The following is a 24,864-nucleotide window of genomic DNA, read 5'->3' on the forward strand; positions in this document are numbered from 1 at the left end:
AACCCGGAAGCTAAGCCTCACAGCGCCGATGGTACTGCAGGGGGGACCCTGTGGGAGAGTAGGACGCCGCCGAACAATCATTCACGAAGAACCCCTGATCCGGTCCGGATCAGGGGTTCTTTGCGTTTCCGGGTTTTTCCCTCTGCGATCAGCGCCGCCGGACGGGCCGTAGCAGATCGGCCTGATCATGACGATCAAGTCGATCAAGCCGCGCGGGCTGCCGGCCGGAGGTCGGGACGGCTGGAATCGACGGAGAACGATCAGCCTCCCTGCCCGGACGGCAGTGGCCGACAGCGCCGCCACGAGGCGGTATGACCCACGTCACAGTGCCGAACCCTGGCTGTGCGCAGAACGTTCACATAATCTCCCGGAGCGAGTTGCCGAAGCGTGCGGTCGCGGACTGCCGGATTGCCGGTGTCCGCAACGGGGGGCCGGAGAGGGCATCTGCACATGTCGATGTTCATCGAAATCGAAGTCGAATCGGCATCCCCCTGTCCCTCGTGCCGGCTGATCCGCCGCACTTGAGGAAAACGATCCACCTGGCGAGCCGAGGCCGACCCGTCCGTCGGCCCCCTCGGTCAGGTGTTGCGTGCACAGAATGAAATGTCCGCGAACGACTTCATTCGGAGGATCGACGTGAACCTGGGCAGATACGTCGCGTCAGGCGACCGTGTGGCCGCGGAACTCCTGCTCGCCGGCAACGGTGACCCCGTGGCCGACCAGGGAGTGTCCGGCATCGGGGGAGTCCCCGCACCCGACGGGGCACCGTCCGGCCTGCGGGCGGTACTTACCGCCTACGCGACCAGCGGGCTGGCCGAGGCGGTCGCCGTGCTGGGCACCGTCCGGGACGAGGGTCTCGCGGTGCGCGACCGGGTGCAGCTGGCCTGCCTGGCTTCGGTCTGGTACCGCAGCTGGGGCGACGTGGACCGCAGTGCGGCCTGCGCGCGCCGCGCGGTCGCGGAGGGCCGCGGTCTGGACGCCGCGAGCCGGGCGGCCGGGCACCGGGCGATGGCCCTGCACGCCGGCCACACGGGCGACGAGGCGCTCGGCGACGAGCACCGTCGATTAGCACTGGACCTCGCGCCGTCCGGCCACCCGGCACTGCTGGGGCTGATGACCAGTCTGTACCGCGCCCGGCACGCCATCGACCGCGAGGAGTTCGGCGTGGCCCTCACGGAGGCGGAGGTCGGGGTCCGGTTGTGCCGGACCGGCGGGCACCTCGGCCTGGAACCGTTCGCACTGAGCGTCGGTGCGGACGCGAAGTCCCGGGCGGGCCGGCTCGACGACGCGCTGGTGGACGCCGTGCATGCCGCAAGACTGCGCGAGACCACGGGAGTCCGGCACGACGAGGCCTACGGCCTGCTCGTCCTCGGGGCGGTGCACCGCCGAAGACGGGACCTCGGGCAGGCCAGGGCGGCGCTGGAGGCGGCGGCCAAGGAGCTGCCGCCCGGGCCCGCGGCCCGGGCGCTGGACGCCGCGATTCACGGCGAGCTCGGCCGGGTGGTCGTCGCCGACGATCCGGTGCTGGCCCGGCAGCACGTCCAGTCGGCCGTGGCCGGTGCGGACGGCGCCGGGCGGGCCGCCGCGCTGCTGGCCCGGGCCTGGGTGGCGCTGGTCTGCGGGGACACCGGCACGGCGATGGCGGACGGCGAGGAGGCCAGGCTGATCGCCGAGCGGCGGGAGCAGCCCGCGACCGGCGCCGAGGCCATGGAGCTGTTGGGCCTGGTCGCGGTGGATCCGCGGGCCGCCGCCGCCCTGTTCGAGCAGGCCAGGCTGGGATACCGCGCGGTCGGGGACCGCCCGGGTGAGGCGCGGGTGCGGACGGTGGCGGCGGCCGAGCGCGGCGCGACGGGGAGCCGGACGGCCCGCTCCGAGGAGGAGACCCTGCGTCACCGGGGGGTGTCGCTGGCCCCCGGGGTGGCGGACGCGCTCACGGTCGTGGCCCGGCGGACGCCGCTGATCGCCGTGCTCTGCCTCGGCGGGTTCCGGGTACTGCGGGCCGGATCCGGCATCGCCCCGAACGAGTGGCAGTCGAAGAAGGCCCGCGACCTGCTGAAGATCCTGGTCTCGGCCCGCGGCCGCCCGGTGCCGCGTTCGAGGCTGATGGAACTGCTCTGGCCCGGCCAGTCCCCGGCCGCGGGCGGCAGCCGTCTGTCGGTCCAACTCTCCACGCTGCGAAGGGTGCTGGACCCGGACCGGCGGATCCAGCACGCCAGCCTGATCGACGCCGACCGCTCGGCGGTCGCGGTCAACCTCGACCTGGTGCACGTGGACGTGGAGCGCTTCCTGATCGCCGCCTCCGACGCGTGCGCGGCGCACCGGCACGGTGACGCCGCCGCCGACGAGCTGCTGGTGGCGGCCGAGGCCCTGTACGTCGGTGAGTTCATGCCCGACGACCCGTACACCGACTGGACGCAGGAGCTGCGCGACGAGGCCCAGACGGCCTACGTCAGCGTCCTGCGCGCCCGGGTGACGCGCTCCTCCGACGTCGACCAGCGGGTCTCGTGCCTGCTGCGGATCCTGCGCTGCGACTCCTACGACGAGGAGGCGCACATGGAGCTTGTCAGGGTCCTGCGGGGTGCCGGCCGGCACGGGGAGGCGCGGCGGCGCTACCGCTTCTACGCCCGCTGCATGCAGGAGATCGGCGTCGCCCCGGCCGCACCGCACGAGTGGGCGCCGGAACCCGCCTGACGCGGAGCTCTCCCCGGGCCGGCCGGCGGGCCCTCGAAACCCGCCCCCCGGTACCGCTCCCACCCCTCTCCCCACCCTCTCCCGGTACCTCTCCCCACCGTTCTCCCCACCGTTCTCCCCGGCGTCCCGCGGTCGGCCGTCAGGGCCGTGACCAGCCGTTCCAGGCCCGCCGGAAGGCGACTCGAAGAAGACTCGAAGGCCACTCGAAGGCCGCTCGAAGACTGCCTGAACCGCCCCTGAAGAAAACCGGAAAGCCCCCTGGCGAGACTGGCCGCGCACCACCTCGACAGGGAGGAACGACGGTGAGCGACCGGCGTGATCAGGAGCGGTCCGACCGGACCACGGCGAGCGTGTCGCCCTACCCGGGCGACCGCACCGTGCACGGACTGCTGGAGGACTGGGCGGACGGGACGCCGGACGCGCCGGCGCTGCGCTACGGCGAGGCGGCGCTGACGTACCGGCAGCTGGACGAGCGGGCGAACCGCCTCGCGCACCACCTGCTCCGCAACGGGGCCGGTGCCGAGGCGAGGGTCGGTCTGGCCGTCCGCGACGAGAACTGGGTCGTCGGCGCGCTGGCCGCGCTGAAGGCCGGCGCCTGCTACGTGCCGCTGGACCCGGAGTACCCGGCCGAGCGGCTGGCGTACATGGCGCGGGACGCGGGGGTCGACGTCGTGCTGAGCACCCGCCGGCACGACGTCGACCTGCCCGGGCGGCGGATCGACGTCGACGCGCCGGACCTGGCGGCCGAACCCGCCACCCGGCCGGACGCCCGGGTCGGCCCGCAGTCCCTCGCGTACATCATGTACACCTCCGGCTCGACGGGCGGGCCGAAGGGCGTCGCCGTCACCCACCGGAACATCGTCCGGCTGGTGCGCAGCGCGGACTCGATCGAGGTCCGGCGCACGGACACCGCGGCGCAGGCGGCCACCATCTCGTTCGACGCGGCCACGCTGGAGACCTGGGGCGCCCTGCTCAACGGGGCCCGGCTGGTCGGGCTGTCCAGGGACGACGTGCTGGTGGCCGAACGGCTGCGCGGCGCGCTGGCCGCGCACGGCGTGGACGTGCTCTTCCTGCCCACCGCGCTGCTGCGGCAGGTGGCGGCGGAGGACCCGGCGGTGTTCCGCGGGCTGCGCAGCCTCTCCTTCGGCGGGGAACAGGCCGACGCCCGCACCCTGGCGAGGGTGGCCGCGCACTGCCCGGACACCGAACTGGTCAACCTCTACGGCCCCACCGAGATCACCACCTACGCCACGGCCCACCGCTGCGGGGACGTGACCGGCGCGGACCGGACGGTGCCGATCGGCCGGCCGGCCGCCAACAGCGCCGCGTACCTGCTGGACGAGGACCTGCGGCCGGTGCCCGCCGGAACCCCGGGGGAGCTGTTCCTCGGCGGGGACGGTGTGGCCCGCGGCTACCTCGGGCGGCCGGGGCTGACGGCCCGGCGGTTCCTGCCGGACCCGTTCGCGGCGGAGCCCGGCGCGCGCATGTACCGCACGGGCGACCTGGCCCGGAGGCGGGCGGACGGCGCCCTGGAGTTCCTGGGGCGGGTGGACCGGCAGGTGAAGGTGCGCGGGCACCGGGTGGAGCCGGCGGAGGTCGAGGAGGTGCTGCGGGGGCTGCCCGGTGTGGTCGAGGTCGTGGTGTCGGCCGACCGGGACCCGCACGGTGGCCTGAGGCTGGTCGCCCACGTCGTCCTGGACGGCGTCGGCCCGGCGGACGTGCGGGCCGGACTGGCCGGGCGGCTGCCCGGGTACCTGGTGCCCGCGGTGTTCGTGGTGCTGCCGCGCCTGCCGTTGAACGCCAACGGCAAGGTCGACCTGGCCGCTCTGCGGGTCCCGTCCGCCGACGGGGGCGACGACGGGAGGTCCGACGCGGACCCGGACACCGGGGCGACGCCGGCCGAGCGGGAGCTGCTGGCCATCTGGCGCGAGTCGCTCGGGGTCCCGGTCCACGGGGTGGACGCCGACTTCTTCGACCTGGGCGGCAACTCGCTGGCCGCGGCCCGGGTGCGCTCCCGGCTGTCCGCCGCCACCGGGGTGGAGGTGCCGCTGCACCTGGTCTTCGACCACCCCACGGTCGCCTCGCTCGCCGCGGCCGTGGCCGCGCTGACGCCGCCGCGGGGCCCCGCGGGCCCGGTCGCCGCCGAGGCCGCAGCCGAGGCCACCCCCGCGGTGGAGGGAGCGCAGCGCGACGTGGCCGACCTCCTGGCGGAGTTCGAGGGCCTGGATCCCGTCGGCCCCGAGCCCGCGGGCCCGGAGGCCGCGGCGGCCCCCGTGTCCGTGCGTGCCGGCCGCCCGCGAGCCGAGGAGACGATCCGATGACCGCGCCCGACCCGCTCGACCGGCTGCGCGCGCTGCCGGACGACCGCAGGACCGCCTTCCTGCGCAGGCTGCGGCAGGAGCGCGCACAGTACGACCTGCACCCGCTGACCGCCGCCCAGCGCCGGATGTGGCTGCACGACCGGCTCTGGCCGGGCAGCCCGATGTGCCAGGTGCACTTCCGCTTCGAGCTGGCGGGCCCGCTCGACGAGGCCGCCCTGGTCGAGGCCTTCGACCGGGTGCTGGCCCGTCACCAGGCGCTGCGCACGGTGTTCCTGGAGATCGACGGCGAACCGTGGCAGTGGGTGCTCCCGCGGGCGCCGGAGGGCGCACGGCTGCGGCTCGGCGCCGACCACGAGGGTGGGCCGTTCGACCTGGCCGCCGCACCGCCGGTGCGGGCGACGCTGGTCCAGGACGGAGCGGAGCGCCGGGTGCTGCACCTGGAGCTGCACCACATCGTCTGCGACGGCTGGAGCATGGGCCTGCTCTTCGACGACCTCTCCCGCGCCTACGGCGGCGCGCTCCCGGGGCCGGCGCCACGGCACGTCGACGTGGCGGCCGAGTCGGAGGCCGAGGAGCTGGTGGAGTTCTGGCGCCGGCACCTCGACGGGGCGCCCGCCGCGATCGGCCTCCCGACGGACCTGCCGCGGCCGCCGGTGCTGGACGAGTCCGGCGCCGAACTGTCCTTCGACTGGCCAGCCGAACTCGCCCACGGTACGACCGGGTTGGCCGCCGAGGTGGCCGGCACGCCGTACATGGTGCTGCTCGCGGCCTGGCAGGCCGTCCTGTCGCGCTACGGCGGACCGGACTTCGTGGTGGCGACGCCCGTCGCCGGGCGGACGACGCTGGCGGCCGAGGGTGCCGTCGGGCTGTTCGCCAACACCGTCGCGCTCCGGGCCGCGGTGCCGGGCACGCTCACCTTCCGCGGCCTGCTGGAGCGGGTCCGCGGGACCACGCTCGCCGCGCTCGCCCACCAGGAGCTGCCGTTCGACTCCCTGGTGGACAGGCTGCGGGTGGAGCGGGACCCGGGCAGCACACCGCTCGCGCAGGTGATGTTCGCGATGGAGAGCGGCTGGGCGGAACGCCTGCGGCTGCCCGGCGTCACCGTGCACGGCGTCGAACTGCCCACCGGCACGGCGATGTTCGACCTCACCCTGACCCTGACGCCGGGGCCGGACGGCATCGCGGGCCGGCTGGAGTACCGCACCTCGCTGTTCACCGCCGCCACCGCGGCCCGGATCGTCGGGCACGTGCGCACCCTGCTGACGGCGGCGCTCGCCGACCCGGACCGCAGGATCGAGGACCTCCCGCTGCTGACGGCGCAGGAGCGGCGGACCGTCGACGCCTGGAGCGGGACCCGGCCGCCGGTGGCGCCCTGGCGTCCGGTCACCGAGCTGATCGCCGCCGTCCCGGCGGAGCGGATCGCCGTGGTCCACGGCGGCCGCCCGGGGCCCGGCACTCCGGGCGGCGACGGACCCGGCCGGGAGGGCACCGACCGCCACGGTACCGGGGAGCGGCTCAACGGCACCCGCGAGCGGCTCAGCTACGGCGAACTCCGCGCCCGGGCCGAGCGGATCGCCGCCGCGGTGCGCGCCGCCGGAGCCGTCGACGAGACGCCGGTCGGGGTGTGCCTGCGGCCCGGGCCGGACGCCGTGGCGGCGTTCCTGGGGATCCTGGCGGCGGGCGCGGTGTACGTCCCGCTCGATCCCGACCTGCCGGCCGAGCGGCTCCGGTACCTGGTCGAGGACTCCGGCACCGCGCTGGTCCTCGCCGAGCCCGGCACGTTCGCGCTGCTGCCCGAAGGACCGACCGTGCTGACATCCGGCCCGGAGTCCGGCCCGGCCCGCGACGGTGCGCGCGACCCGCAGCCCGCCGCGTCCCGACCCGCCGTCACCCTGCGCCCGGACCAGGCCGCCTACCTGATCTACACCTCCGGGTCGACCGGCCGCCCCAAGGGCGTGGTCAGCACGCACCGCGGACTGACCAACCTGGCCGACGCGATCCACGACCTGCTGGCGATCGGACCGGACGACCGGGTGCTCGCCTTCCACGCGCCCGGCTTCGACGCGGCCGTCTCCGACCTGCTCACCGCCCTGTGCGCCGGCGCCGAACTGCACCTCGCGCCGCGCGCGGAGCGGATGCCGGGCCCCGACCTCGCCCGCACCCTGCGGGAGCGGCGCATCACGATGGTCGACGTCCCGCCGATCGCCCTGCAGGCGATGGACCCGGCGGAGCTGCCCGACCTGCGGGTGCTGACCGTCGGCGGCGAGGCCTGCCCGGTGGACGTCGCCGAGGTGTGGCGCGCCGGACGCGCCTTCCACAACACCTACGGCCCGACCGAGGCCTCGGTGATGGTCACCGGCGGCCGCTACCGGGGCGGTCCGACGGTGCCGATCGGCCGGCCGCTGACCGGCACCCGGATCCACGTGCTGGACGACGCGCTGCGACCGGTGCCGATCGGCGTGGTCGGGGAGCTGTACCTCGGCGGGGCCGGGGTCGGGCGCGGCTACCTCGGGCGCCCGGGGCTCACCGCCGCGGCCTTCCTGCCGGACCCGTTCGCGGGCGGCGGTGCCCGGCTCTACCGCTCCGGGGACCTCGCCCGCTGGCGTGACGACGGCACCCTGGACATCCTCGGCCGCCGCGACGGACAGGTGAAGATCCGCGGCAACCGGGTCGAGCCCGGCGAGGCCGAGGCGCGGTTGCGGGAGTGCCCCGGGGTCGCCCGGTGCGCGGTGGTGGTCCGGGAGGACGAGCCGGGGCGCCGACGGCTGGTCGGCTACCTGGTGCCGGACGGCGCCGGTGCGCCCGGCGCCGACTCCCTGCGCGAAACCCTGCTGCGCAGCCTGCCGGACTACCTGGTGCCGGAGGCGTTCGTGGTCGTCCCGGACCTGCCGACGACCCCGAACGGCAAGCTCGACCACCGCGCACTGCCCGTGCCGACGACCGCCCGGCCCCGGCTCGGCACCCCGTACCGGGCGCCGCGGGGGGCCACCGAGACGGCCGTGGCCGCGGTCTGGCGGGCCGTGCTCGGCCTGGACCGGGTCGGCGCCGACGACAACTTCTTCGACCTGGGAGGGAACTCGATGCTGGTGGTGAAGGTCCACACCGGGCTGCGGGAGGCGCTCGGCGTGCGGCTCGCCGCGGTCGACCTGTTCCGCTACCCGTCCGTCGCGCGGCTGGCCCGCTTCCTCGACGCCGACGGGGGCACCGGGCGGGACACCGCCGCGCCCGCCCGTCCGGCCGCGGCCGCCACTGCCAGCACTGCCGCCACCGCCACGACCACCGCCCCCGGACGGCGGGCCCTGGCGGCCCGCACCCGGCGGCTGCACGCGGGGGAGGGGCAGTCATGACCGAGGACGGTGGACTGGACATCGCCGTCGTCGGGCTGGCCGGCCGCTTCCCCGGCGCCGAGGACGTGACGGCCCTGTGGCGGGCGCTGCTGGACGGCCGCCCGACGACCAGCCGGTTCACGCCGGAGGAGCTGGCCGGCTCGGTGCCCGCCGCGGAGTACGGGCGCCCGGACTACGTGCCGGTGTTCGGCGTCCTGGACGGCGCGGACCGCTTCGATGCGGGCTTCTTCGGCTACTCACCGCACGACGCCCGGCTGATCGACCCGCAGCAGCGGGTGTTCCTGGAGTGCGCGTGGCAGGCGCTGGAGTCGGCCGGGCACGTCGCCGACGTCGACGAGCTCGCCGTCGGGGTCTACGGGGCCACCGGGATGAGCGGCTACCTGCTCCACCACCTGCTGCCCGCGGGGGAGGCCGTCGGCTCGGAGTACGAGATGTCGGTGGCCAACGACAAGGACGCGGTGGCCACCCGGGCCGCCTACCACCTCGGTCTGCGCGGCCCGGCGATGGCCGTCCAGACGGCGTGCTCCTCCTCGCTGGTCGCGGTGCACCTGGCCGCGCAGGCCCTGCTCGCGGGGGAGTGCGACGTGGCGCTGGCGGGGGCCGCGCACGTGCGGCTGCCGCTGCGGGCCGGCTACCGGTACGAGGCCGGCGGCATCATGGCCCGCGACGGGGTGTGCCGCCCGTTCGACGCGTCGGCCACCGGGACGGTCGGCGGCAGCGGGGTCGCGGTGGTCGTGCTGCGGCGCCTCGCGGACGCGCTCGCCGACGGCGACACCGTCCACGCCGTGCTGAAGGGCTCCGCGGTGAACAACGACGGCCGCGCCAAGGTCGGCTACACCGCGCCGAGCGTCGAGGGCCAGGTGGACGTGGTGCGCACCGCCCATCTGGCGGCCGCCGTGGACCCGGCGACGATCGGGTACGTCGAGGCGCACGGCACCGGCACCGCCCTCGGCGACCAGGTCGAACTCGCGGCCCTGCGCGAGGTGTTCGGCTCCTCCGGGGGGCGGCGCGCGCTCGGCTCGGTCAAGGCCGTCACCGGGCACCTGGACGTCGCGGCCGGGGTCACCGGCCTGATCAAGGCCTGCCTCGCCGTGCGGCACGGCGTCGTCCCGCCCAGCCCGTACTTCGCCACCGCCCACCCCGACCTGGCCGGGGACGCCTCCTTCCTCGTCGGCACCGCGCCGGCGCCGTGGCCGGTGGTGGGACCGCCCCGGCGGGCCGGCGTCAGCTCCTTCGGGATCGGCGGCACCAACGCCCACGTCGTCGTCGAGCAGCCGCCGGAGCCCGCGGTGCTCCCCACGGCCCGCACCGAGCACGTGCTGGTGCTGTCGGCCAGGACGGCGCCGGCGCTGGACCGGGCCCGGGAGGAGCTGCGCGCCCACCTGGCCGGGGCCGGGGCGGACCTCGAACTCGCCGACGTGGCGCACACCCTGAGCCGCACCCGGCGCCGGTTCGAGCACCGGCTCGCGCTGGCCTGCCGGAGCACCGGGGAGGCCGTCGACGCGCTCTCCCGCCCGGCGGCCCTGGACACGGCCGACGGCGAGGACACGGACGGCACGGTCGCCTTCCTCTTCCCGGGCCAGGGCGCGCAGCACGCGGGCATGGGCGAGGAGCTCTACCGGACGGAGCCGGTCTTCCGCGAAGAGCTGGACCGGTGCGCCGACACGCTCGCCCCGCTGCTCGGCCTCGACCTGCGCGACGTCCTCCACCGGGCCCCCGACGACGACCTGCTGCGGCAGACCCGGATCACCCAGCCGGCGCTGTTCGCCGTCGAATACGCGCTGGCCAGGCTCTGGGAGCACCGCGGTGTGCGGCCCGCGGCGGCCGCCGGCCACAGCGTCGGCGAGTACGCGGCGGCCTGCCTGGCCGGGGTGTTCCGGCTGCCGGACGCGCTGGCGATCGTGGCCGCCCGGGGGCGGCTGATGCAGTCGCTGCCGCCCGGCGCGATGCTCTCCGTGCCGCTGCCGGCCGCCGAGTTGGCGGCCCGGCTGCCGCAGGGGGTGGAGCTGGCCGCGGCCAACGCGCCGGCCCTCTCCGTCGCCTCGGGTGCACCGGGGCCGGTCGCCGAACTCGCCGCGAAGCTGCGCGCCGAGGGCCTCGACTGCCGGGAGCTGCGCACCTCGCACGCCTTCCACTCGGCGATGATGGAGCCGGTGCTGGGCGAGTTCGCGGAGTTCGTCGGCCGGTTCGAGGCGCGGGCCCCGCGCTTCCCGGTGCTCTCCGGCCTCGACGGGGAGCCGCTGTCCGCCGCCGACGCCGCCGATCCGGCCTACTGGGCGAGGCAGTTGCGCGAGCCCGTCCGGTTCGACGCCTGCGTCCGGCGGCTGCTCGCCGGGCCGTCCGCGCTGCTGGAGGTCGGCCCCGGCGCCGCCCTGACCACCCTGGTGCGTCAGCACCGGGCCGGCGGGGGGCGGAGCACGCCCTCGCTGCCCGGGCCCAGGGAACGGGGCGGCGAACGGCTGGCGATGGCCGCCGCGACCGGCCGGCTGTGGCTGGCCGGGGTCGACGTCGACCTGCACGGGGGCGGGCCGGCCGAGCGCCGCCGCCGGGTGCCGCTGCCGACCTACCCCTTCGAGCGGGAGCGGCACTGGGTCGAGCAGCCCGGCGCGGCCGCGCCGCGGACCGCGGAGCCGGCCGCCGCACCCGGGCCGGCCGGGACCCCGGAGGAGGTCGTCCGGCGGATCTGGAGCGACCTGCTCGGCATCCCCGAGATCGGCCCGGACCAGGACTTCTTCGGTCTCGGCGGGCACTCGCTGCTGGGCACCAAGGTGGTCGCCCGGATCCGTGAGGCGCTCGGCGTCGACCTGCCGGTCGGCGCGCTGTTCGACACACCCACCCTCGGCGGCCTGACGGCCACCGTCACCACGCTCCTGGCCGGGCGGGACGGGCCGCAGGAGCCCGCCGTGCAGGAGCCCGCAGCGCCGGAGCAGCCGGACGGCCTGGCCGGGCTGCTCGCCGAGATCCGGGCGATGACGCCCGCACAGGTCAGACAGGAGCTCGGCGGCCAGGCCCCGGGCGGGACACCGAGGGAGGACCGGCCGTGACCGGGGACCAGCACTACCGGGTCGTCGTCAACGACGAGGAGCAGTACTCGATCTGGCCCGCCGACCGGGAGGACGCGCCGGGCTGGCGCGACGCCGGGTACCGCGGCACCCGGGCGGACTGCCTGGAGCACGTCGAACGCGTCTGGACCGACATGCGCCCGCTCGGCGCCCGCTGACACGACAGGGAAGAGGAAGGGGTACGGACCGATGGCACAGGACGTGTCGGCGCAACTCGCCGACCTGACACCGGACCAGCGGGAGCTGCTGCGGTTGCGGCTGGCCGGGCGCGAACGGCGCCCGGAGCGGTTGCCGCTGTCGTTCACCCAGGAACAGCTCTGGTTCCTCGACCGGATGGACCCGGGCACCGCCGTCTACAACGTGCCGTTCGCCCTGGAGCTGGACGGGCCGCTGGACCGGGACGCGCTCGCCGCCGCCCTGAACGCCGTGGTGGCCCGGCAGGAGGCGCTGCGCCTGGTCTTCGCCGAGGACGACGACGGGCCCCACCAGTACGTCCTGCCCGCGGCCGAGGTCCCGCTGCCGGTGGTGGACCTGCGGGGGCTGCCCGCCGAGGAGCGCGCGGCGCGGGCCGACCGGACCGCCGCCGAACACGGCCTGGTCGCCTTCGACCTGACCCGCGGCCCCCAGCTCGCCGCCTGCCTGCTGGCCCTGGCCGACGACCGGCACCGGCTGCTGGTGACCGTCCACCACATCGTCTACGACGCGTGGTCCGGCGACGTCTTCGCCACCGAACTGGTCGAGCACTACCGCCGGTTCGCCGAGGGCACGCCGGTGGACCTGCCGGTGCTGCGCACCGGCTTCGCCGACCACGCCCGCGGCCAGCGCGAACCGGCCGCGCTCGCCGCCCTGGAGGAGCACCTGGCGTACTGGCGGGAGCGGCTGGCCGACGCCCCGCTCACCAGCACGCCGCGCCCGGACCGCCGCCGCCCGCCGGTGCAGACGCACCGCGGCGGCCGGCACGTCCGGGCCTTCCCGGCCGAGCTGACCGCGGCGATGACCGCACTGGCCCGGGAGGCCGGGGTCACCTTCAACGCCGTCGCCCTCGCCGGGTTCGGCGCTGCGCTGTCGCAGCACACCGGCCACCGCGACCTCGTCCTCGGCACCCCCGCCGCCGGGCGGCCGCGGGTCGAACTGGAGCCGCTGATCGGCTCCTTCGCCAACATGCTGGTGCTGCGGATCGACCTGTCCGGCGATCCCTCCGTGCGCGAGGCCGTCCGCCGCGCCCACCGGACGACCGGCGAGGCCTACCGGCACCAGGACGTGCCCTACGCGCGGGTGGTCGAGGAGGTCGCGCCGCCCCGCGACCCCGGCATCAACCCGCTGTTCCAGGTGCTGTTCACCGTCACCGACGCCGGCGCCGCCGAGCTCTCCGCGGCGGGCGTGCGGTTCTCCCCGCTGCCGGTGGACAACCGGCTCACCGACTTCGACCTGTTCGTGACGCTGTCCCGGCGGGCGGGCCGGGACGAACTGGTCGTCGACTACAACGCCGACCTCTACCTCGCCGGCACCGTCGAGCGCCTCGCCGAACGGGTGGCCGCCGTGCTGGCGGACATGGTGCGGGCGGCCGACGAGCCGCTGCACGCCCTGCCCTCGACGGCCCGCGCCACCGTCGCCGTCGGCGCCACCTTCACCGCCGACCTGATCGCCGACCCGCTGCGGCTCTGGCTGGACCTGCGGCAGGCCCCCGCCGACGTCCGGCTCGCGCCCTACGGCCAGCTCGTCCAGCACCTGCTGACCCCGGACGACGCGGCCGCCACCGTCGGTCTGCTGCGCTGGGAGGACTGGCTGCGCCGGTCCGCCGGGGACGCCGATCCGGCCGCGGTGCTGGACGCGGCCATGCGGGACTTCGAGGCCGCCGTCGCGGGCTACCGCCGCCGCACCGGCGCACCGCTGGTCCTGCTGCGCTGCCCCGCCTCCCCGGCCGCCGCCGAACGCGGCTGGAGCGGCCTGTTCGCCCGGCTGGACGACCGGCTGGCCGCACTGCGGCACGCGGTGCCCGGGGTGTCCGTCGACTGGGCCGAGGAGCACCCGTACCCGGTGCCGCACGACCCGGTGACCGACCGGATCGGCCACATCCCCTACCCGCCCGAGTACTTCGCCGCGCTGGCCGGGCTGGTCGCGCGGCGGCTGCCGGCCCCGGAGCCCGAGCCCGAGCGGGCCGCCTGCGCGGCCGCCCTGCTGGACGACCCGGCCGAGGCGGCCGCCCGGGTGGCCCCGCGCGCGGTGCGGGCCGGCGACGGCGCGGCGCCCGGCCGTGAGCCGGGCACGCCCACCGAGGTCAGGCTGGCGCAGATCTGGCGGGAGGTCCTGCGGGTCGCCGAGGTCGGCGCCGACTCGGACTTCTTCGCGCTCGGCGGGCACTCCCTGCTGGCCACCCAATTGCTCTCCCGGCTGCGCCGCGAGTTCGGCCGGGAGGTGTCGCTGTACTCCCTGTTCACCCACCCGACCCTGGCCGGGCTGGGCGCGGTGCTCGACGCCGCCGAGGGCGCGGCGGCGGAGGCGCTGGAGCCCGCGCCGCCCGGGGCGCAGCCCGTCGCCTCCTCGATCCAGCAGCGCCTCTGGGCGACCAGCCGGCTGGACAGCGAGGACGCCCGGCACAACACGATGTCCGCGATGACGCTGCACGGCCCGCTGGACGTCGCGGCGCTGGAGCGGGCGGTCGAGGAGGTGGTGCGCCGGCACGAGGCGCTGCGCACCACGTTCACCGAGCACCGCGGCCTGCCGGTGCCGGTGGTCCACCCCCGGCTGCCGGTCTGGTGCGAGCCGGTCGACCTGACCGGCCCGGCCGGCGGCGACCGGGAGCGGGCCGTCGCCGAGCGGATCGAGCGGCTCGCGGCGCACCCGTACTCGCTCGCCGACGGCCCCCTGGTGCGGGTCGAGCTGCTGCGCACCGCGCCGGAGGAGCACCGGCTGCTGATCGGGATGCACCACATCGTCTGCGACAGCACCTCCTGGGGGATCCTGCTGGACGAGCTGTCGGTGCTCTACGGCGCGTACACCGCGGGGCGGCCGTCCCCGCTGCCGGAGCCCGTGCTGCAGTTCGGCGACTTCGCCCACGACCAGCAGCGGTGGCTGGCCGGGCCGGAGGTCGAGACCCACACGGCGTTCTGGCGGGAGCGGCTGCGCGGCGCGCCGGCCCCGGTGGAACTGCCCGGCGACGTCCCGCCCGGGTCCGCGGGCACCGGGGCCGCCGGAGCGGACGGCACGGAGGAGGGCGTCGCCGGGCGGGCCGGGCGGCTGTTCCCGGCCGAGCTCGGCACGGCCGTGCGCGACCTGGCCAGGGCCGAGGGCGTCACCCCGTACAGCGTGCTGCTCACGGTGTTCGCGGTGCTCCTGCAGCGCGAGTCCGGCCGGAGCGACCTGGTCATCGGGATGCCGACGACCGGCCGGGACCGGGCCGAACTGCAGGGCGTGGTCGGCTGCTTCGCCGACCTCCTGCCGCTGCGCCTGGACCTCTCCGGCGACCCGGCGTTCCGCCGGCTGGTCCGCCGTCTGCACGCGGGCGTCAAGGACGCCCAGGCGCACCAGCGCCTGCCCTTCCCGAAGATCATGGAGGCGCTGCGGCTGCCCCGCGACTCCTCCCGGCACCCCCTGCGCTGCGTGCTCAACTACGCCGACGCCCCGGACGAGCCGCCGACGCTGCCCGGCCTCACCGTGGAGCCGCTGCCGGCCGGCCCGGCCGGTGCGGACTTCGACGTGCTGTTCACCGTGGACTGGCAGGGCGACCGGCTGGAGGCCGACTTCACCTACTCGGCCGAGCTGTTCAGCCACGGGCGCGCGGAGGCGGTGGTCGCCCGGTTCGGCGAGCTGCTGGCCGACCTGGTCGCCGCGCCGGACACGGTGATCGTCACGGACCGCCCGCCGGCCGCCGACCGGCCCGTCCAGCGGATCGGCGTGGCCTCCTCCTTCCCCACCGGGGAGCTCGGGGCGACCCTCGGCTTCTGGTCCGGGCTGCTCGGCGAACCCGCCCTGGAGGTGTCCGCGGCGCCGCCGGGCCAGGTGCGCCGGCCGCTGCTCGACCCCGACGGGCCGTTCCGGGCGAACGGGCTGGACGTGCTGCTGCTGCGCTGGGAGGACCTGCTGCCCGGCACCCCCGCCCGGCCCGACGGCGCCCCGGCCCTGCCGGCCGGCGTCGCCGCCCTGGAACGGGCGCTGGCGGAGCTCGCGGCGGCGGTCGGCGCCCACCGGGACCGGACGGACGGCGAGCTGGTGCTCGGCCTCTGCCCCGCCTCGGCGGCCTACGCCGACGACCGCTGGGCCGGGGTGTTCGGCGGCCTGTCCGACCGGCTCACCGCCTTCGCCGCGACCCTGCCGGGCGTGCACGTGCTGACGATGGACCGCTGGGCCCGCCGCTACGGCCTCGGCGCACCCCACCCGGGACGGGACGGCCTGCCCTACTCCGCAGCCTTCGAGACGGTGCTCGGCACGGTCGTCGCCCGGCTGGCCGGCCGGCAGCGGCACCGGCCGGTGGACACGGTGGCGGCCGACCCCTGCGCCTTCGGGCCGGAGCTCGTCCCGCTGCTGCGCGAACAGCTCGGCCACGGCCGGGAGGTGGTGCTGACGGCGCCGCCGTCGCTGCCGGAGCTGGACGCGCTGGTCGCCGTCGGCGCCGTACGGGTGGGCGGGGCCCCGGAGGGCGCCGTGCTGCTGGACCCGGCGGTGGCCCCGGCGCACCTGTGGCCGCTCGACGCACCCTTCCCCGGCCCCTCGGGGCGGCCGTCGCAACGGCTGTCGCCGGGCTTGGGGCAGGGCTCGTCGCAGGGCGTGACCCAGGGCCCGTCGCAGGGCCTGACACCGGGCCTGGCGCAGGGCCCGTCGGGAGGCCCGTCGCCGCTCCCGCCCCTGCCGCCCGAGCTGCTCGCCGACATCGCCACCGGGCTGGCCACGGCCGAGGACGTCGCCGACGCCGTCCGCACGGGAGCGCGCCGCCCGGCCCGGCGCACCGCGGCCGCCCCGCGCACCGAACGGGAGCGGGCCCTGGCCGCGATCTGGGCCGAGGTCCTGCACCTGGGCGAGGTCGGCATCCACGACGACTTCTACGAGCTCGGCGGGGACTCCCTGCTGGCCATCACCGTGGCCTTCCACGCGGCGGAGGCCGGCATCCGGCTGTCCGCCCGGCAGCTCACCGAGCGCCGCACCATCGCCGAACTGGACCTGGACGCCGCGGCGCCCACCACCGGGCACGAGGTCGCCGAGGGCGAGGTGCCGCTGACGCCGGCCCAGCTCTGGTGGTTCGAGTCGGTCGCCACCACGATGGCCGAGCCCTCCTGGTTCAACCACCCGTACTACCTCGACCTGCTGCGGCCGGTCGCGGTGGAGCACCTGCGGGAGGCGGTGCGGCTGCTCGCCGACCACCACGGTTCGCTGCGGCTGCGGTTCCGCCGCACGGAGGACGGCACGCTGCGCCAGCACCACGCCGATCCGGCCGACGCCGTCCCCTTCGCGAGCCACGACCTGTCCGCGGCCGCCCCCTCGGAGCAGGACGAGGCGATGCTCGCGCTGGCCGCCGCGGCGCAGCGCACCCTCGACCTCACCGAAGGGCCGACCTGCCGGGTGCTGCACTTCGCGACCGGCCCGGACCGCCCGGACCGCCTGCTGATCATCGCCCACCACCTGGTCGTGGACGCGATCTCCCGCGACCTGCTGCTCGGCGACCTGCGGACCCTGTGCACCCGGCTCGCGAACGGCGAGCCGCCGCGGCTGCCCGCCCGGACCACCGCGTACAGCACCTGGGCCCGCCGGCTGTCCGCGCACGACCTGAGCGGCGAACTGCCGCACTGGCTGGCGCAGACCTCGGCGGCGGCCACCCTGCCGCCGCCGGACCACCCCGACGGCGTCACCACGCTCGCCGCCGGCGCGATGACCAGCACCACCCTGACCACCGAGCAGACCGACGGCCTGCACGAGGCGGTCCGCCGGCTGCGGGTCAACGTCCGCGACCTGCTCGTGTGGAGCGTCGCCGAGGCGGCCGCCGCCCGCGCCGGGACGGACGAGTGCCTGCTCGCCACCACCGGGCACGGGCGCGAGCACCTCTTCGCCGACGTCGACCTGAACCGGACCACCGGGTGGTTCCAGGTGATGTACCCCGCGCTCCTGCGGCTGCCGGAGACCGCCGACCCGGGAGCCCGGGCGGCGGCCGTCGCCCGGCAGCTGGCGCGGGTGCCCAACAACGGCATCGGCTACGGCGTCCTGCGCTTCGCCGGGCCGGACCGGGAGGTCCGCGCGCGGCTGGCCGCACTCGTCCAGCCCCGGATCGCCGTCAACTACATGGGCAACTTCGGGTTCGACGAGGTCGCCCGGGCCGACGACCTGTTCGAGGTCTGTGACGCCCCCTACGGCGAGACCGACGACGGCGTCGGCCGCTGGCCCTACGACCTGGACGTCGGCGGCGTGATCGTCGGCGGCCGGCTCCGGCTCGACGTCGGCTACGCCACCACCGTCTACGCGGCCGGGACGGCACGGGAGTTCCTCGACGAGCTCCGCGCCCGCCTGGTCGGCCTGATCGGCCCGACCGGCTGAGCCCTCCGACCAACACCAGTGGAAGGACCTGCACGACCATGCGACGTCCAACCGGATTCGCGGCATTCGCCGTGCTGTGGTGCGGTCAGTTCCTGTCCGTCGTCGGCACGCGGATGACCAACTTCGCGGTCAGCGTCTGGATCTGGGACCGAACCGGCAGCACCACCCAGTTCACCCTGAGCCTCTTCTTCGCCTTCGCCTCGACGGTGCTCTTCAGCCCGGTCGCCGGCGCGTTCATCGACCGCTGGAACCGCCGGGTGACGATGATGATCTCCGAGCTCGGCTCGGCGGTCGCCACCGGGGCGCTGCTGATCCTGTTCCTGAGCGGGTCGACCAGCATGTGGCCGCTCTACCTGGTCAACTTCGTCACCGGCGCGTTCGTCGCGTTCCAGGTGCCGGTGTTCCAGGCCACCATCACCCTGATGATGGAGCGCGGGAACTACGCCCGGGCCAACGCGATGATGTTCGCGGTGCGTTCGACCCCCGAGCTGTTCGCCCCGCTGCTGGCCGCCCTGCTGCTCACCGTCACCAGCATCAGCACGATCCTGCTGGTGGACACCCTCTCCTACGCCTTCGCCATCGGCACCGTGCTGCTGGTGGCCCTCCCGGCCACCCCGGACCGGCCCGACGGCGCCGCGTCGACCTTCTGGCAGGACTGCCAGTTCGGCTTCCGCTACATCCTGCGCAGCAGACCGCTGCGCAACCTGGAGGCCTTCCTGGTCGTCATCAACGTGCTCGCCTCGACCGGCTACCTGCTGCTGCGGCCCATGGTGCTGGCCAGGACCGGGGACAGCGCGGACTCGCTGGCGCTGGTGCTGTCCACCGGGGCCATCGGCGGCATCGCGGGCACCGTCCTGGTGGCGGCGCTGAAGTCCCCGCGGGACAAGATGATGTTCGTGCTCTGGGCCACCGTCGCGTTCAGCGTCGTCGGCCGGATCCTGTACGGCATCACCGACCTGGTGCTGTTCCTCGGCGTCGCCCTGATCGTCGTGCACCTGTGCATCCCGATCATCGACGGCTACACCAACACGGTCTGGCAGGAGAAGGTCGAACCGCACGTCCAGGGCCGGGTGTTCGCGGCCCGGCAGTTCGTCGAGGAGCTGTCCATCCCGATCGCCACCCTGGTGGCCGGACCGCTCGTCGACCACGTCCTCGGCCCGTGGATGGAGCCGGGGGCGCAGGGCGCGCGGATCTTCGGCGGCCTGGTCGGCACCGGGCAGGCCGGCGGCATCGGCCTGGTCTTCGTCGGCATCGGCGTGGCCGGCACCGTGCTCGCGCTCGGGGCGTTCCTGATGCCCAGCATCCGGCGCATCGAGAGCGTCCTGCCGGACGCCGCGGCGGAGCCCGCGCTCGAACCGGCCGGCGGCCCGGCCGGGGACGGCGCGGACCTGGCGGTGGCGCCGTGACCGCCGCCGCCGAACCCGCCCGCCTGCACGCGCTCGTCGCCGAGGTCCTCGACCTCGACCCGGCGGCCGTCACCGACGAGGACGGCCCCGCCACCCTGCCCGAGTGGACCAGCCTGCGCCACCTCCAGCTGGTGGTGACGCTCGAGGAGGTCTACCGGGTCTCCTTCGCCTACGAGGAAGTGAGAAACGTGCCGACCATCGGCCGGCTGCGCACGGTGCTGCGCGCCAAAGGGGTGCCGGCATGACCGCGCCCACCCCGTACCGCATCCGCACCGCCTGGCGGGAGCTGTCCCGCACCGGCCCGGCCCCGGTGCTGCGGATCGGCCTGCTCGCCAGCTACACCGTCGACCAGCTGCTGCCCTACCTCGGCGTGCCGCTGCACGAGGCGGGGCTGCCGGCCCGGTTCCGGGTCGGCCCGTTCGACCAGATCGTCCGCCAGTGCCTGGACGACCGGGGGGAGACGGCCGCCGGCGAACCGGACGTGCTGATCCTGGCGCCCCGCTTCGAGGAGCTCGGCCCGGCCGGACCGCGGTGGACGACGGACCTGCTGGCCGTCGCCGACGCCGCCCGCACCGCCGCCGAGCGCTGGGCGGGCACCGTCGTCCTGGTGCTGCCCGCGCTGCCGGACGAACCGGACCTCGGGATCGGCGACGCCGGCTCGCCGACCGGGAGCACCGCCCTGGCCACCCGGGCCAGGGAGGCCGTCCGGGCCCGGCTGGCTGCCCTGCCCGGCGTGCTGGTCGCCGACGCCGAGGACGCCGTCCGGGAGGTCGGGGCCGGGCAGGCGCACCACCCCACGATGTTCCGGCTCGCGAAGGTGCCCTACACGGAGGAGCTGTTCGCCCGGCTCGGCGCCCGGATCGCCCGGCTGCTGATCGGCCGCTTCGGTGCCGGCGTGCGCGCCGTCGCGCTCGACGCGGACGGGCTGTCCGGCGGGGCGGCCGCGGCCCTGCGCGGCCCGCTGCGGGCGCTGCGCCGCGCCGGCACCCGGGTGGGCCTGTGCGCCACCGACGAGGCCGTCTGGCCGGCGCTCGCCAAGGAGTGCCCGGAGCTCGTCGCCGCGGTGGACGCGGCCGTGATCGGCCCCGGGCCGATCGACGAGCGGCTGGCCGGGGTCGCCGCGGCCCTCGACCTGCCGGTGCGGGCGGTGGCGCTGGTGACGACGGACGCCGGCCTGCGCCCGGGGGCGTCGGTGCTGCTCGGCGAGCAGCCCGACGGCTGGGCCGGCACGCTGGCCGCGGCCGGGCTGTTCGACCGCCCGGCACCGCCGGCCGTGCCGCCGGTCCCGGAGCCGCTGGGGCCGGAGGAGCCGGTGGCGGGCTCGGCGGCCGGGTCGGTGGCGGCCTCGGGGGCCGGGTCCGCGGCCGTGTCGCTGGAGGGGTTCGTGGCCGGCCTCCAGGTGGTCGTGGACGTCCGGCCGGTGGCCGGGCAGCTGGACGCGGTGGCCGAAGTGGTCGCCCGCGCCAAGGACTTCACCCTCGGCAACGAGCAGGACGCGGAGGACCTCGCCGGGTACGCCGGGGAGCTGCTGGCCGTGTCGGTGCGCGACCGGTTCGGCGACTACGGCCTCAGCGGCGCCGTCGGGCTGCGCCGCGCCGACGGCGTGTGCACGGTCGACCTGTTCTCGCTCTCCTGCCCGGTGCTCGGCCGGCGCGTCGAGGACGAGGTGCTGGGCGAGGTGGTCCGCCGGGCCGAGGGCGCCGACGTGGTGTTCCGCTACCGGGAGACCGGGCACAACGGCGCCGCGGTGGCCTTCCTGCGGGCGCTGCCCGGGACCGGCGGCACCGGCGCCGGGCAGTCGGCCCGGCTGCACGCCCTGACCTGGGACGCCCCCGCACCGGCGGCCGGACCGGCGGCGGCCGGCGTGCGCTTCGGCGTCGTCGCCCTCGGCGAGTCGCTGCCCGAGGCCTGCTCCGTCGCCGAGCTGGCGCCCTCGTACACCGCCGACCTGGACCGGATCCGCGGCTGGGGCTACCGCTCCTTCCACCGCGCGCCCGACGGGACCGGCCTCACCGACCTCGCCGTCGAGGCCGGCGAACGCGCCCTGGCCGAGGCCGGGGTCGCCGCCGAGGAGGTCGACCTGGTCGTGCTGGCCGTCGCCGACCTCGCCGAGTACCTGTACTGGGACCCGGCGGCCGCCACCCAGGCCCGGCTCGGCGCGCGCCGGGCCGAGGCGGTGCTGGTCAACCAGGCCTGCGGCGGCGGCGTCGCCGCCTTCGACCTGGTCGCCGGCCGGTTCGCCGTCCACCCGGACTACCGGACGGCCCTGCTGATCGGCGCCAACCGGGTCTGCGAGCCGTACTGGAACCGGATGGAGATCAACACCAGCGTCTACTCCGACGGCGCGGCCGCGGCCGTGCTCCGCCGCGACCACGGCGGCTGCCGCTGGCTGGCCACCGAGACCATCACCGACGGCGACTACGCGGACTTCATGCGGATGGACGTCGGCGGCGCGGCCGAGCCGTTCCGCGCGGGGGCCGCCGAGCAGCCGGGCGTGCGCAACCCGCAGGACCGGCTGGACGACTTCTTCCGGGGCGACGTGCGCGCCATGTACCGGTTCGTGTCGATGATCCGCAGCCGCGGCCGCGAGGTCGTCGACCGGGCCTGCGCGAGGGCCGGCGTCGACCGCCGGGACCTGCGCCGAGTGATCCACTTCAACGACAACGGCCGGCAGCTCGCCGACCTCGCCAGGGACCTCGGCGTCCCCGTCGAGCGGACCAACGTGGACTCCGCCCTGGACCACGGCCACATCGGCTGCGCCGACCAGCTGGTGACGCTGCGCCGGCTGCTCGCCGCGGGCGAACTCGCCACCGGGGACCTGGTGGCCCTGACCAGCACGAGCAGCGGCATGCACTGGGTGTGCACGCTGCTCCAGGTGTGAGAGACGGAGACGACATGGACACCGACGAGACCGTCCTGGCCCGGATCCGCGCGCTCCGGGACGAGGACGCGCCGCCCGACCCCGGGCTGCCCGCCGCCCTGGCCGCGCTGAGCGCGCCCACGGCACTGCGCGACGCCGGCCGCCTGCTGGCCGGTGTCGCCCCGGAACGGGTCGTGCCGCCCGGCCGGGCGCCACGGCCGCTGCGGATCGCGATCGCCGCCACCTTCACCGCCGAGAACGTCGAACCGCTGCTGCGGGTCGAACTGCTGCGGGCCGGCATCGCGCCGGAGATCCACGTCAGCGGCTACGACCAACTGCTCGTCCAGCTCACCGACCCGGGCTCCGAGCTGGCCCGCTTCGCCCCCGACGTCACCCTGTGCCTGCTGCACGACGAGGCGCTGCTTCCCGCCGACTGGGACCCGTCCGACCTCGCCACGCTGACCGGTCCGGCCGGCGAGCGGCTGGCCATGCTGGAACAGGCGGTGACCGGCTTCGCCGAGTCCTCCGGCGGCGCCGTGGTGCTGCACACCGTGCCGCTCGCCCGCTCCCGGCAGCGGCGCGTGATCGGCTACTCCGCCCGGGCCGGACTGGGCGCGGCCTGGCGGGACGTCAACCGCCGCCTGCTGGAGCTGGCCGGGCGCCACCCGGCCGTCCACGTCCTGGACTTCGAGGCGCTGCTGGTCGACCACCCCGGCCCGGTGCGGGACGAGCGGCTGCACCGCTTCGCCGGCATGGCCTGGACCTTCGGGGTGGAGGCGGAGTACGCCCGGGAGGCCGCCGCGCTGTGCCGGGCGGCGGCCGGCCTCGGCCGCAAGCTGCTCGTGGTCGACCTCGACAACACGCTGTGGGGCGGGGTCCTGGGGGACGACGGCCCCGAGGGCCTGCAGATCGGCGGCGGCTACCCCGGGAACTGCTACACCGAGCTGCAGCGCGGCCTGCTGGCGCTGCGGCGCCAGGGCGTGCTGCTCGCCGTGTGCAGCAAGAACGAGCGGTCCGCGGTGGACGAGGTGCTCGCCACGCACCCCGAACTCCTGCTGCGGCCGGACGACTTCGTGGCCAGGGCCGCCAACTGGGGCCGCAAGGACCACAACATCCGGCAGATCGTGCAGACCCTCAACCTGGGCCTGGACAGCGTCGTCTTCGTCGACGACAGCCCGTTCGAGTGCGACCTCGTCGCCCGGGAGATCCCGGAGGCCCGGGTGGTCCGGCTGGGCGGGGATCCGGCGGGGCACCTCGCGGCCGTCCTGGAGCCGCAGTTCTTCGGCGCGCTGACGACGACCGCGACCGACCGGGAGCGCACCGGCCTGTACCGGGCCCGTGCCGAGCGGGAGGAGTTCGCGGAGTCCTTCGCCTCCGCCCACGACTACCTGGCCGGCCTCGGACTGCGGGTCACCGTCACCCCGGCCGACGAGTTCGACCTGCCCAGGATCATCCAACTCGCCGCCCGGACAAACCAGTTCAACCTCAACCCGGGAGCGCACGGCGAGCGCGGCACCCGGGCGGCGGCCGCCTCGCCCGACCACCTGCTGCTCGGCTTCGAGGTCGCGGACCGGTTCGGCCGCGAGGGGCTGGTCGGCGCGGCCTGGATCGCCACGGGGCCGGACGCCTGGCTCGTCGAGAACTTCGTGATGAGCTGCCGGGTCTTCTCCCGCGGGGTCGAGCACGCCGTCCTCGCCCACCTGGCCGGCCTCGCCCGGGCCGGCGGCGCCACCACCCTGCACGCCGACTACCGCCGCGGCGACCGGAACGGACCGGCCGCCTCGCTGCTGGAGTCCTTCACCCCGATCGGCGGCCCCGCGGCCCCCGGTGACGCGACCCGCTACGCGCTCGACCTCACCGCGGCCGACGTGGCCGCACCCGACTGGATCGTCCTGGACGGAAGGGAGCCCTCCCATGTCTGAAACCACCGGAACCACCGGAACCACCGGAACCACCGGCACGGCCGGCAGCACCGCCGGCACCACCCGCACCACCGACGTCACCGGCGCGCTCGTCGGCCTCGTCGAACGGGTCACCGGGCTGCCCGGCCTCTCCCCGGCCTCGCGCTTCCAGCAGCTCGAGAACTGGACCAGCCTGGCCGCACTGCGGCTGCTCACCGACGTCGAGGACGCCTTCGGGGTCCAGCTCGACCTGCGCACCTACTTCGCGGTCGCCGACGTCGCCGGACTCGGGGGCCTCGTGACCGCCGCGCTGGCGGACCGGTGATCCGCCGCATCGACCACGTCGGGATGGTGGCGGCGGACCTCGGGTCCGCGGCCACCGGCCTGCGGATGCTCACCATGAGCCCGGACGCCACCGACGCGGTCGCCACCTACGACGTCACCTGCCAGTTCTGGCGCCGCGCGGGCGACCCGACCGCGATCGAGATCGTCACCCCGTCCGGCCCGGCCAGCCAGGTCACCGGCCACCTGGCCCGTAGCGGGCCGGGCCTGCACCACGTGGCCTTCGAGGTCGACGACATCACCGCCGAACTGGCCGCGCTGAGCGCCCGCGGCGCGGTGCTGGTCGACGACGAGCCCCGCCCGGGCGGCCGGCCCGGGCTGCGCATCGCCTTCGTCCACCTCGGCCCGGCCACCGGCCTGCTGGTCGAGCTGGTGGAGTACGCGGACCGCCGGGAGGTGCGGTCGTAGGGCCCGC

At 76.2% G+C, this 24,864-nt stretch carries 12 protein-coding genes and 1 rRNA gene; all 13 read left to right on the forward strand.

Annotation, left to right across the window (positions count from 1 at the left end):
- Positions 1 to 75, forward strand: a 5S ribosomal RNA gene (gene rrf, locus ACFYUY_RS30530); the annotation flags it as partial.
- 597 nt (positions 76 to 672) lie between these two features.
- Positions 673 to 2,691 (forward strand): winged helix-turn-helix domain-containing protein, encoded by a 2,019-nt coding sequence (locus ACFYUY_RS30535; protein WP_387905434.1) that lies wholly within the window; start codon positions 673 to 675, stop codon positions 2,689 to 2,691.
- A gap of 302 nt (positions 2,692 to 2,993) precedes the next feature.
- Positions 2,994 to 5,012: a non-ribosomal peptide synthetase gene (locus ACFYUY_RS30540; RefSeq protein WP_387905436.1), complete on the forward strand. Its 2,019-nt coding sequence runs from the start codon at positions 2,994 to 2,996 to the stop codon at positions 5,010 to 5,012.
- On the forward strand, positions 5,009 to 8,359 hold the full coding sequence (locus ACFYUY_RS30545) for an amino acid adenylation domain-containing protein (RefSeq protein ID WP_387905437.1): 3,351 nt from the start codon (positions 5,009 to 5,011) through the stop codon (positions 8,357 to 8,359). Before ACFYUY_RS30540 ends, ACFYUY_RS30545 begins: the two co-directional genes overlap by 4 nt.
- Complete coding sequence (locus ACFYUY_RS30550; protein WP_387905440.1) at positions 8,356 to 11,403, forward strand: type I polyketide synthase; 3,048 nt, start codon at positions 8,356 to 8,358, stop codon at positions 11,401 to 11,403. Before ACFYUY_RS30545 ends, ACFYUY_RS30550 begins: the two co-directional genes overlap by 4 nt.
- On the forward strand, positions 11,400 to 11,579 hold the full coding sequence (locus tag ACFYUY_RS30555) for an MbtH family protein (protein ID WP_360209550.1): 180 nt from the start codon (positions 11,400 to 11,402) through the stop codon (positions 11,577 to 11,579). Before ACFYUY_RS30550 ends, ACFYUY_RS30555 begins: the two co-directional genes overlap by 4 nt.
- A gap of 31 nt (positions 11,580 to 11,610) precedes the next feature.
- Entirely contained in the window at positions 11,611 to 17,940 is a 6,330-nt protein-coding gene (locus ACFYUY_RS30560) for a condensation domain-containing protein (protein WP_387905443.1), read from the forward strand.
- 38 nt (positions 17,941 to 17,978) lie between these two features.
- Entirely contained in the window at positions 17,979 to 19,346 is a 1,368-nt protein-coding gene (locus tag ACFYUY_RS30565) for an MFS transporter (protein ID WP_360209556.1), read from the forward strand.
- Positions 19,343 to 19,591, forward strand: a complete 249-nt coding sequence (locus tag ACFYUY_RS30570) for an acyl carrier protein (protein ID WP_360209559.1) — start codon at positions 19,343 to 19,345, stop codon at positions 19,589 to 19,591. The genes ACFYUY_RS30565 and ACFYUY_RS30570 overlap by 4 nt, the downstream gene beginning before the upstream one ends.
- Positions 19,588 to 22,227 (forward strand): 3-oxoacyl-[acyl-carrier-protein] synthase III C-terminal domain-containing protein, encoded by a 2,640-nt coding sequence (locus ACFYUY_RS30575; RefSeq protein ID WP_387905446.1) that lies wholly within the window; start codon positions 19,588 to 19,590, stop codon positions 22,225 to 22,227. The genes ACFYUY_RS30570 and ACFYUY_RS30575 overlap by 4 nt, the downstream gene beginning before the upstream one ends.
- A gap of 14 nt (positions 22,228 to 22,241) precedes the next feature.
- Positions 22,242 to 24,128: an HAD-IIIC family phosphatase gene (locus tag ACFYUY_RS30580; protein ID WP_387905448.1), complete on the forward strand. Its 1,887-nt coding sequence runs from the start codon at positions 22,242 to 22,244 to the stop codon at positions 24,126 to 24,128.
- On the forward strand, positions 24,121 to 24,432 hold the full coding sequence (locus ACFYUY_RS30585; RefSeq protein WP_387905450.1) for an acyl carrier protein: 312 nt from the start codon (positions 24,121 to 24,123) through the stop codon (positions 24,430 to 24,432). Before ACFYUY_RS30580 ends, ACFYUY_RS30585 begins: the two co-directional genes overlap by 8 nt.
- Positions 24,429 to 24,857: a VOC family protein gene (locus ACFYUY_RS30590; RefSeq protein ID WP_360209571.1), complete on the forward strand. Its 429-nt coding sequence runs from the start codon at positions 24,429 to 24,431 to the stop codon at positions 24,855 to 24,857. The genes ACFYUY_RS30585 and ACFYUY_RS30590 overlap by 4 nt, the downstream gene beginning before the upstream one ends.
- The last annotated feature ends 7 nt before the right edge of the window (positions 24,858 to 24,864 follow it).

The sequence above is a fragment of the Kitasatospora sp. NPDC004745 genome (genome assembly GCF_042873275.1).
In the GTDB taxonomy this organism is placed as follows: domain Bacteria; phylum Actinomycetota; class Actinomycetes; order Streptomycetales; family Streptomycetaceae; genus Kitasatospora.

What these genes read in the sequence shown, in the direction of transcription:
- ACFYUY_RS30545 (WP_387905437.1), top strand. Translation starts at nt 5,009, where the DNA reads ATGACCGCGCCCGACCCGCTCGACCGGCTGCGCGCGCTGCCGGACGAC.
- ACFYUY_RS30550 (WP_387905440.1), top strand. Translation starts at nt 8,356, where the DNA reads ATGACCGAGGACGGTGGACTGGACATCGCCGTCGTCGGGCTGGCCGGC.
- ACFYUY_RS30575 (WP_387905446.1), top strand. Translation starts at nt 19,588, where the DNA reads ATGACCGCGCCCACCCCGTACCGCATCCGCACCGCCTGGCGGGAGCTG.
- ACFYUY_RS30585 (WP_387905450.1), top strand. Translation starts at nt 24,121, where the DNA reads ATGTCTGAAACCACCGGAACCACCGGAACCACCGGAACCACCGGCACG.
- ACFYUY_RS30560 (WP_387905443.1), top strand. Translation starts at nt 11,611, where the DNA reads ATGGCACAGGACGTGTCGGCGCAACTCGCCGACCTGACACCGGACCAG.
- ACFYUY_RS30565 (WP_360209556.1), top strand. Translation starts at nt 17,979, where the DNA reads ATGCGACGTCCAACCGGATTCGCGGCATTCGCCGTGCTGTGGTGCGGT.
- ACFYUY_RS30580 (WP_387905448.1), top strand. Translation starts at nt 22,242, where the DNA reads ATGGACACCGACGAGACCGTCCTGGCCCGGATCCGCGCGCTCCGGGAC.